Raw genomic sequence first — 9,062 nt, 5'->3', positions numbered from 1 at the left:
TCAGATCAGAAGAGGAAAGATGCAATGCTCCGGTGCTGATTCGGAGCATCTTTCAATTTGACAACGCCGATTGTAGGGCTAATTCCACTGCTAAATCGAGCGACTCTTGTTCCCCACTTAAGCCCAACTATCGGCACTATTCGTTCATTAAACACTAATTGTCAAGATGCCATGCAATCCTTGCTATCAATGTAATTTCAGTTCCGGTGCTGATTCGGAGCATCTTTCAATTTGACAACGCCAAAGTTTAAGTCTCTAGTTCCTTTCAGTTTAACCGTGCCAATATTTTTCTTATCTGTGAAAGTTATTTTCTTTCTATCCTCCGATAGTTGACCTCCAGAGTTTTTATATTCCACAGAACGATTATTTTTCTGAAACTTGGGATAACCTTTTTGACCTTTAACCTTTTTCTTACAATTGTCATAGAAACGAGCAATAGACGACCAGGCTCGTTCGGCCAGCGAGGGTCTTCACCCCGACATTCTAGATAAATTGATCTCTAATAACCCCGGTGGTGGCGAAATCTCGATGCGTCCCGCTTTCAGATCCACCAGTGGAACAATTTCTTTGACAAAGGGGACCAGGGCCGTGGCCTCTGAGTCGGAGGATGGACTTTTTTTCTTGACGGAGGCTAGATTTGCTTCTAGTTGCACTGCTAAAATGTCATTACCCGCCCACAAAATATCTACTACAACCCCGATTTTTTCTCCTGTCAGGTGATGATAAACCTCCAAGTTCACTAGCTCACTAACATGATATTCATCCGCTTTTAGGCGAGGTTTTTCCAGTTTATTCGCCCATAATTTATATCCGCGCAAAGCTTCGGCCTGTTCCCGATTTTCAACCCCCTCTAACTTGATAATATAAACATTTTTGCCCGGTAGCTCACGTCCCCTGAGCAGAGTAATTTCTCGGATTTCTCCCCCTTGAGGCCCTTGTATTCCCCTAATACCTCGCTTCTGAAAACGTTCGGGAAAATCTGATACCGATAAAACTCGCAATTCTCCCTCCAGTCCCTGGGGTGCTACTATTGTCCCAATTTCTAGCCAATTTTCTTCCATTGTCTCAATATTTTTTGCTATAGCTTTCCCTAGTATATAGCTTTTTTTGTCTCGCTCCTAGATTTTTAAAGTCTTGGTAGGGTAAAATTTTTAGTTGACCTCTACTCCTGACCATTTTTTGACTTTTTACTGGTGGCTTTTGACTGAATTATGACTATTTGGCAAGCGGATTTTTATAAATCTTCATCTTCATCTTCTCCTTCTCTTGGCACAGTCTGGCAATTGTTAATTTCCGATTCTCTTGGTCATCTTATCTATGAAAATTCCTGTCCCCAATCCCAAGCTAATAGCGACTGGTTAACCCAACAGTTACAGCAAGCTTGTCAAGTCTCCCCCCCGGAAATTATCCAAGTTTTTCGCCCCCAATGCGCCAATTTATTTCTCCTCGCTGGTCAAAATTTACAGATCAAAATTGAGTTAACCCGTCACGTTAACGCTCTGAAAAAACAGCTAGAATTACGGCAAATCCCCATCAATATCGACTCTCCTCCACCGCAACCCCTACCCGACCAATTTTTAGGTCAAGAGTGGCGTTTTGCTCGTTTTCCCGCCGTTGATTTAGTTAATTTTTTTGGCGATCGCAGAATACCGATTCTTTCCCTACCAGAGGCCTTTTATCCTTTAAAATTGGGTTTAGCCTCCACTCTCATGATCCCCGGTGTGGTTATTACCGGTGGTAAAAAATCTCTTGCCATCGCTCGTTGGTTAGAGGAAATTAACCCAGTATTTATCGATCATATTCCCACAGAAAGGGGGCGATCGGGCGGTTTAGTTTTGGAATCGGGTCTAAATGAACGTTGGATTTTTCTGACCTACGAAGATGAAGAAGTGGCCCTGGCAGCCAATGTTTATCAAGCAACCAAACAGGAAAGCCAAGGTTTGCACTTTCTCCTGATACAACCGGATGATTCTGGTCGCACTTTTACCGGCTTTTGGCTACTGAAACAAGTTTAACCCCCAAGCTGTCCCCAAGAGGCAAAGAATACCCGCTAAACCCGCTAAAGGTTGGTTATAGATACCTTTGACCCAAACTAACCCAGAATCGCTGTAAGACATCAATTCGGCACTGTCCAGCAAAGCTAATCCCCACACCCAACCGCTATGAAGTCCCCAAGCTAATCCTAAACTACCATGATCGATCGCCCGCGCCCAGACCAGAACCATCCCCATCAGAAATAAACCGGGTAGTTGCGGCAGCGTTTGCTGACGTTCCCAAAGCAGATGCAGCAGGGCAAAAATTAGGCTAGAAATGGCTCCCGCCACCCAAAAACCGTATTCTTGGCTTAATTGACTCAAAAAGATGCCCCTAAAGATTAATTCCTCGGTAATACCCACCCAGAGGGCCACTATCAACAGGGGTAAACTCAAGGCAAAAGCGCGAGTTAGGTTTTTGGGCTGCCAATGTACCCAGGCCAAAATCCCCTCTAGGAAAAAAATTATCCCTAATCCCACCACTGCCAGGATTAATCCTTTAGTTAGGGAGATAAATAGGGAAAATGACCAAATTAATCCGTAATTATGGAGGCTGCTCCCCTCTATCTTCAATAATCCCCAGATAACTAAGGGAGCCAAGGCGTAAAGAGAGGCCACTAGGGGCAATTTCTGGTCAGGTTTTGTCCCTTGCAGCGGTTGCCATCCCAAACGACTCCCTAAACCAATGGCAATCGGCAGCCAGAGAATTAACCAGACTAACAGGAAAATAATAATTTTTATTAAGGCAGCCATGTCCATTGTCAATTAGGTGCTATGGAAGTGGGGGTGTGGGGTTTTGGGGTTTTGGGGTTTTGGGGTTTTGGGGTTTTGGGGTATTAGTTGAAATTTCCCTATCCCCCCATTTCCCCATTTCCCTACCCCCTACCCCTAACACCCATAAAACAAACCCCCTAGGCATAGGATAACTGTGGAACTTTGCTCTGGTAAAGCCTAGCTCCAACAAAAATCCATCCCTAGGGGGTTGCGAAAAAGAAGAAAAAGTGCTTAAGGAAAACCCCTCAAGTTGATAAAAGAGGCGGTCAGGGGTTAGAATTAGGGGTAAGAATCTATATTGTCTTTTCGGTCGGTCTTGTCAAAACTAGCCCTTTTGACTGCCGATTTTTTTTGTCCTTATCCCTACTCCGTAACCTATTTAAGCTTCTACCGGTTCTTCTGATTCCGTTTGTTTGAGGTGGATGTGCTTGTAGCCAAGTTTGATTTCAAACTCATCGCCGGGCTGCAAGTTCATTTGTTCGGTATAGGTGGAACCGATGACGATTTGACCATTTTTATGGACACTAACCCGGAAAGTGGGTTCGCGGCCGCGGCCATCTTTAGTGCCTTCGGGATCCAGAGGAACCCCTTTTGCACCCAAAACAGCATCGTAAAAGTCGGTTAAATTGACCCGAACTTGGCCATCTTTACTTTGAGAGTAGTAACCACAACGTTTTGCCGTTTCGCGACGGGGTAAGTGGGATAACTCTTTGACTTTTTGTAGTAGAGCTTTCCCGGTTAGGGGAGTAGGAGAGATGTCACTCATGGTACTTTTTAATGTTCCTTGATTTTTGACTGACTGTCAATTAAGTTTACACTGACAAATTGATCATACCAAAAATCTTGCCAAAAATGTCTAGAGGGGAATAATAAATTTTTTAAAACTGATGGTTCGGTGATGACAATCGTGCTAAGAAGACCCCGGACTAGGTAGTAAGTGTAAACCTTGTGGGGGAGAGGAAATTTTTGGTCAAGACTCTGGCAATTTTTGGTCGGGTGCGAGGAAAACAGGGGGGAGAAAGTGAGGACATAAAACCGCTCCAGCTATACCTAGCAAGGAATTGAGCAACTATACTTGTGGTTGGAGTTGGCAAAAAATTAATGACCCAGAGCAGTAAATCCGGGGTGATTAAACTGTTTTCGAGCGACTTGCCCATCTATCATTAGGCCTAGATACCCACCCCTTGGCTCAACCGACCGGGGAAAATCTTAAGGATTAATTACCATTACTAGCTCCCCCTTAGCCCGTTAACATCGATTATCCTGAGTATTAGGAGTCCCTCATCCCCGTGCCGAGTATGGAAGTTTCTTTTAAAATTCTGCGTCAACGACCCAACGACACCCCCTACCTAGAAAATTTTACCCTAGAGGTGGAGGCGGGAAATACAATTCTCGACTGCCTTAATCGCATCAAATGGGAACTTGATGGAACTTTGGCCTTTCGTAAAAATTGCCGCAATACAATTTGTGGCAGCTGTGCGATGAAAATTAACGGTCGTTCGGCCTTGGCTTGTCAACAAAATATCGCCAGTGAATTAAACCATTGTAGCCAAAAAGATGCCGGAGAAATTCCCGAAATCACGATCGCTCCTCTGGGGAATTTACCGATTATCCGGGATTTAATCGTCAATATGCAACCGTTTTGGGACGATTTAGAAAAAGTTGAACCTTATATTAGTAGTCAAGCACGCACCATTCCCGAACGAGAATTTCTGCAAACTCCAGAAGAAAGAGCCAATCTCAATCAGATGGGTAACTGCATTATGTGCGGGGCCTGTTATTCGGAATGTAACGCCAAGCAAGTCAATCCCGATTTTGTCGGGCCCCACGCTTTGGCAAAAGCGCAGCGCACCCTAGCAGATTCCCGCGATGGTAATCAGGAAAGTCGCCTAGAACTTTATAACCAAGGCACCGCAGGGGTTTGGGGTTGTACGCGTTGCTATTTCTGTAATGCAGTTTGTCCTATGGAAGTGGCCCCCATGGATCAGATCGGTAAAATTAAACAGGAAATACTCGCTCGCAAGTCGGCCGATAGTAGTCGTCCCATTCGTCACCGGAAAGTTTTAGTGGAATTAGTCAAAGCAGGGGGATGGGTGGATGAACGCAAATTCGGCCTCTATGTGCTGGGCAATTATTGGCGCGATTTACAGGGTTTATTAAGTATTGCCCCCCTGGGATTGCGGATGATTGCTAAGGGGAAATTTCCCACTTCCTTTGAAGCTTCCGAGGGAACCGAGGAAGTGAGAGGTTTAATTACTGCCATTCAAAATTCTCGCTCTTGATCACTCTCGATAGTTAGAGCAATTTTCAGATGTATTATGAGCTATATTCTATTTGACTGGAGAACCCCTTATCATGTTCGATCGAGATAGCATCCGTGGTTTTTCTGCCCTGATCACCCTTGTGGGAGTCGCTTCTAGTTTGGGTTTTAGCTTCAACGCACCGGCTTTCTCCCAAGCTACCTCTAACAATTTACCATTACTCTTAGCCCAAAAAAGCGAAAAGGTGCGCGTAGCGGTTTTAGACTTCGATTATAGCGGTCTCAGTAATCCCCAGTGGTTAACATTTCTCAATGGTGGAGCCAGTGGTGTCAGTGATATTCTCGTCAATAGATTGGTGGAAAGTGGTCGCTATACAGTCATTGAGCGCAGTCGCATTGATGCTGTCCTCAGAGAACAGAATTTGGGAGCTTCGGGACGGGTAGATGCCGCTACCGCCGCTCAAATCGGGCAAATTTTGGGGGTAGATGTGGTGATTATCGGTTCGATTACCCAATTCGATTTACAAAAAAAACAATCTGGTGGCTCGTTTATTATTTTTAGCACCGCCAAGACAGAAACCGATGCTTTTGTCAAGTTAAATGTCCGGGCAATTAATACCACCACGGCCGAAATTATTACCACCGCTCAGGGAGATGGTAGTGCCAATCAATCCGATGGTTCAACCGTGGTTTTAGGGGTTGGGGGTGGTTCCCAAACCTCCAACGAAGGGAAATTACTCAGTATTGCCACCGATAAGGCAGTAGCGCAGGTGGTGGATAATCTCAACAATAAAGCCGAACAAATCGCCGCTACACCTCGCTCGCTCCCGACTGTCACCGCTTTAGTGGCTGCCGTGGCGGGAAATCAAGTAATTCTCAATAAAGGCACGGGAGAGGGTTATCGTGTCGGTTTACGCATTTCCATCGAACGGACGACTCAAACGGTCAAGGATCCCCAAACGGGTAAGGTTATCCGTCAGATTACTCAACCGATTGGCACTCTCGAAATTGTCGAAGCTGATGGTCAATCTAGCGTCGGTCGCATCATTACTGGTAATGGTTTCAAAATCGGTGATTTAGCTAAACCCATTCGTTAGTTATGAATTATGAATTATGAATTATGAATTATGAATTGGGGAGGTGGGGAGGTGGGGAGGTGGGGAGATCGGTAAACTTAAAACTTAAATCTGATCACTGATAACTGATCACTGATAACTGATCACTGATAACTGATCACTGATAACTGATCACTGATAAGTGAACACTCACGAAAATTTGAAGTTATGTAAAGGGAAGCCTGGGGTCAGGTAAGACAACCGATAAAATTTATAGTCGGAATCCCTTGGATATTCCCTAGACCAGAGCGATTAACGAAAACTATCAAAAAATGGTACAAGATCAAAAACCCACGGTGATCATTACTGGGACAACTTCTGGAGTCGGTCTCTACGCCGCTAAATCCCTTGCTCAAAGAGGTTGGTTTGTAGTTATGGCCTGTCGGGATATCCCGAAAATGGAACAGGCGGCCAAGGAATTAAACATTCCCCGGGATAACTACTGTATTGAATTTATCGACCTCGGTTCCCTCGATAGCGTCCGGCGCTTCGTCAAAAATTTCCGGGCCTTGGGCAGACCTCTAACCGCTTTAGTCTGCAATGCCGCTATCTATCTGCCTTTGCTCAAAGAACCCTTAAGAAGTCCCGACGGTTATGAATTGAGCATGGCCACCAATCATTTAGGTCATTTCCTGCTCTCAAATTTGCTCTTGGAAGACCTAAAAAATTCCCCCTCTCCCGACCGGCGTTTAGTCATTCTCGGTACTGTCACCCATAATCCCGATGAATTAGGCGGCAAAATTCCTCCTCGTCCTGATTTGGGCGATTTAGAAGGGTTTGCCAAGGGTTTCAAAGAGCCGATTACTATGGCCGACGGCAAAAAATTTGAATCGGTCAAAGCCTACAAAGATAGTAAGGTGTGTAATGTTCTCACCATGCGGGAACTGCACAAACGCTATCACGAATCCACCGGAATCACTTTTACTTCCCTCTATCCGGGTTGTGTGGCCGATACACCCCTTTTCCGCAATCATTACCCCTTTTTCCAGCAGTTTTTCCCCTGGTTCCAGAAAAATATCACCGGTGGCTATGTTTCCCAAGAATTAGCCGGGGAAAGAGTGGCCATGGTGGTGGCTGACCCCGAATACCGTCAATCCGGCGCTTACTGGAGTTGGGGCAACCGTCAGAAAAAAGAGGGTAAATCTTTTGTACAAAGGGTTTCTCCTCAAGCTCGCGACGAGGAAAGAGGCGAAAAAATGTGGGAATACAGCGCTAAATTAGTCGGATTAGCTTAAATTCCGATTTTGAGATTAAAAAGGGACACAAGGTAACTTGTGTCCTTGTGGAAACGGGGAGCGCTGGGACAGGGAGAAACAATCCATAACTGGGTTTTTAAAGTTTGATTGGCAGTTAATGATACTATTAAAAACCGATTTGGTATTATTCCGATTTGACTGCAAGCTTTTGCCAATCTTGACGGACAAGATTAGTTAACCTTCCTCAATAATCACTTGATCGGTCTTTTTCACACGAGGTATATCATGGCTATCATCTACGTTAAATCTGGTGCGACAGGTAATGGTTCCGCTTGGAATAATGCCCACATTCCGCACCCTAGTCGTTGAAATCAAAAGTTGCTCTAGCCCTTGTATAGTAAGGCTTTTAGCGATTACTAAGAATTATGAAGTGTCACACTCTATTCAGCGATCGCCAACTTAATGAGAGTTTCTCTCAATAATTTGGTATCAGAGCTATCAGATTTTTAGGGCTAATTGTGCATCTGCTGGGCAAACAAAGTGGTATCATGCCAAGATTTTTCGAGATTTTCAATAAAATCTACTGGGTTAATTTTCCATTGGGTCGGTTGGTCTGGTCTAATAAGATATTCCATTAAAAACTTCTCCTTTAATTAATGTTTTTAGGGTACATGAGTGATGATGTTTACGTCCCTTTATCAGCAATTATTGAATAATTACAATGATTCTTGTGCGGTAGATAAAACCTCTTGATATAGTCTTGGATTAATACGTTTACCCTGAGTAATTAACGCCTCTAAAACTTCCTGAACGCTAGTAATTAATCCTAGTTGTTTGGCGACTAATAAGATACCTAATGTACCAGTAATTTTTAGATTTCGAGATAAAGCAACTCGCCTAGCTTCTAAATCATCAATCAATAATTGATCGGCTTCTAATTCTTCAGCTAAAATCATAGCAGCACATTCACCCCAACCTAAATTAGTTATCGTTTTCAAAGTAGAGACTTTTTCTGAACTGCTAATTGTTCGTCTCTCTATCCAGTCTGCTAATTGAACTAAATTAACTGCTGGATGAGTTCCTGTTGTTACCTCATGGTAAACTTCTTGAGGAATAATAATTTTCCCGTAAATGTCATGAAGTAAATTAAGTTTTCCAACTTTTGCTAATTCACTTAAAGGGGTAGTATCAGAGACAATAATCACGTTACTTTTTATATCTCTCTAAAATTTGGAGAGTCTCAGCCACTTCTTGTTGTAATTCTTCTTGGGTTTGCATAGGGAATGAACAAATATTGTAGTGATCCATTAAATCAGAAAGTTTATGGCGATCAATCTCTAATAATTCTGCGGCACGTCCCGCACTAATATCACCATGACGAAGTAAAGTCATAACATAGGCTTCTTTAGCTTTTTTCTCAGCTTCCAGATGATGAATTTCTGGAACTTTAGGTAAAGTTAGAGTGAATTTAATTTCTGTTGTCGTCATTTGAGATTTATTTTGAGTAGCCTATAATTATTTATAACACTTATTTACCGCGACCGATGCCGATAATAACCCCTTAACCCTACAATATCACCGCAGGTAATCCTAACCTCGATGGCGACGGTATCTCCGCCTTTACCATCAATAATAGCGGCCAAATTGCCATGGCTGACTCCGATGATAAGGCTGTAGTCATCTC

10 protein-coding genes and 1 pseudogene are annotated in these 9,062 nt (G+C 43.7%); 4 read left to right on the top strand and 7 right to left on the bottom strand.

Going from position 1 to position 9,062, the window contains the following annotated elements:
* Positions 1-242: 242 nt before the first annotated feature.
* Both O9324_RS11125 and rimM read right to left on the bottom strand, forming a co-directional pair.
* Positions 243-470 (bottom strand): annotated as a pseudogene (locus O9324_RS11125) (RNA-guided endonuclease TnpB family protein); the annotation flags it as partial.
* Entirely contained in the window at positions 471-1,061 is a 591-nt protein-coding gene (gene rimM, locus O9324_RS11120; protein WP_002765910.1) for a ribosome maturation factor RimM, read from the bottom strand. It lies immediately after the preceding pseudogene.
* Between the two features lie 150 nt (positions 1,062-1,211).
* Here rimM and O9324_RS11115 point away from each other — a divergent pair, with 150 nt between their 5' ends.
* Positions 1,212-2,015, top strand: a complete 804-nt coding sequence (locus O9324_RS11115; protein ID WP_288140213.1) for a Tab2/Atab2 family RNA-binding protein — start codon at positions 1,212-1,214, stop codon at positions 2,013-2,015.
* On the opposite strand, the gene O9324_RS11110 is transcribed toward O9324_RS11115, so the two are convergent.
* Together O9324_RS11110 and O9324_RS11105 are read right to left on the bottom strand one after the other, a co-directional pair.
* The gene (locus O9324_RS11110) at positions 1,998-2,792 is read right to left on the bottom strand and encodes a CPBP family intramembrane glutamic endopeptidase (RefSeq protein ID WP_002765912.1); all 795 of its coding nucleotides are present in this window, start codon (positions 2,790-2,792) and stop codon (positions 1,998-2,000) included. The two genes, O9324_RS11115 and O9324_RS11110, sit on opposite strands and share 18 nt — an antisense overlap.
* A 394-nt stretch (positions 2,793-3,186) precedes the next feature.
* Positions 3,187-3,573 carry an AbrB family transcriptional regulator gene (locus O9324_RS11105; RefSeq protein ID WP_002734386.1) on the bottom strand — a complete coding sequence of 129 codons (387 nt, stop codon included), beginning with the start codon at positions 3,571-3,573 and terminating at the stop codon, positions 3,187-3,189.
* Positions 3,574-4,105: 532 nt separating this feature from the next.
* On the opposite strand from O9324_RS11105, the gene O9324_RS11100 reads away from it, so the two are divergent.
* The 3 genes from O9324_RS11100 (at position 4,106) to O9324_RS11090 (ending at position 7,417) form a co-directional block, all read left to right on the top strand.
* Complete coding sequence (locus tag O9324_RS11100) at positions 4,106-5,089, top strand: succinate dehydrogenase/fumarate reductase iron-sulfur subunit (protein WP_288140212.1); 984 nt, start codon at positions 4,106-4,108, stop codon at positions 5,087-5,089.
* 73 nt (positions 5,090-5,162) lie between these two features.
* Complete coding sequence (locus O9324_RS11095; protein WP_288140211.1) at positions 5,163-6,164, top strand: CsgG/HfaB family protein; 1,002 nt, start codon at positions 5,163-5,165, stop codon at positions 6,162-6,164.
* A 290-nt stretch (positions 6,165-6,454) separates the two neighbouring features.
* Complete coding sequence (locus tag O9324_RS11090) at positions 6,455-7,417, top strand: protochlorophyllide reductase (protein WP_002787262.1); 963 nt, start codon at positions 6,455-6,457, stop codon at positions 7,415-7,417.
* Positions 7,418-7,890: 473 nt separating this feature from the next.
* Here O9324_RS11090 and O9324_RS11085 read toward each other — a convergent pair whose 3' ends face one another.
* From O9324_RS11085 to O9324_RS11075, 3 genes are all read right to left on the bottom strand, one after another.
* Positions 7,891-8,013 carry a hypothetical protein gene (locus O9324_RS11085; protein WP_255520648.1) on the bottom strand — a complete coding sequence of 41 codons (123 nt, stop codon included), beginning with the start codon at positions 8,011-8,013 and terminating at the stop codon, positions 7,891-7,893.
* Between the two features lie 81 nt (positions 8,014-8,094).
* On the bottom strand, positions 8,095-8,583 hold the full coding sequence (locus O9324_RS11080; protein WP_147069847.1) for a PIN domain-containing protein: 489 nt from the start codon (positions 8,581-8,583) through the stop codon (positions 8,095-8,097).
* A 1-nt stretch (position 8,584) separates the two neighbouring features.
* On the bottom strand, positions 8,585-8,866 hold the full coding sequence (locus O9324_RS11075) for a UPF0175 family protein (RefSeq protein ID WP_002765919.1): 282 nt from the start codon (positions 8,864-8,866) through the stop codon (positions 8,585-8,587).
* Positions 8,867-9,062: the final 196 nt, after the last annotated feature.

Origin of the sequence: Microcystis sp. LE19-84.1B (assembly GCF_027531875.1) — a bacterium.
Classification (GTDB): Bacteria; Cyanobacteriota; Cyanobacteriia; order Cyanobacteriales; family Microcystaceae; genus Microcystis; species Microcystis panniformis.
This window is presented reverse-complemented; position numbering and strand designations above follow the sequence as displayed.

What these genes read in the sequence shown, in the direction of transcription:
- rimM (WP_002765910.1), bottom strand. Translation starts at nt 1,061, where the DNA reads ATGGAAGAAAATTGGCTAGAAATTGGGACAATAGTAGCACCCCAGGGA.
- O9324_RS11115 (WP_288140213.1), top strand. Translation starts at nt 1,212, where the DNA reads ATGACTATTTGGCAAGCGGATTTTTATAAATCTTCATCTTCATCTTCT.
- O9324_RS11110 (WP_002765912.1), bottom strand. Translation starts at nt 2,792, where the DNA reads ATGGACATGGCTGCCTTAATAAAAATTATTATTTTCCTGTTAGTCTGG.
- O9324_RS11105 (WP_002734386.1), bottom strand. Translation starts at nt 3,573, where the DNA reads ATGAGTGACATCTCTCCTACTCCCCTAACCGGGAAAGCTCTACTACAA.
- O9324_RS11100 (WP_288140212.1), top strand. Translation starts at nt 4,106, where the DNA reads ATGGAAGTTTCTTTTAAAATTCTGCGTCAACGACCCAACGACACCCCC.
- O9324_RS11095 (WP_288140211.1), top strand. Translation starts at nt 5,163, where the DNA reads ATGTTCGATCGAGATAGCATCCGTGGTTTTTCTGCCCTGATCACCCTT.
- O9324_RS11090 (WP_002787262.1), top strand. Translation starts at nt 6,455, where the DNA reads ATGGTACAAGATCAAAAACCCACGGTGATCATTACTGGGACAACTTCT.
- O9324_RS11085 (WP_255520648.1), bottom strand. Translation starts at nt 8,013, where the DNA reads ATGGAATATCTTATTAGACCAGACCAACCGACCCAATGGAAAATTAAC.
- O9324_RS11075 (WP_002765919.1), bottom strand. Translation starts at nt 8,866, where the DNA reads ATGACGACAACAGAAATTAAATTCACTCTAACTTTACCTAAAGTTCCA.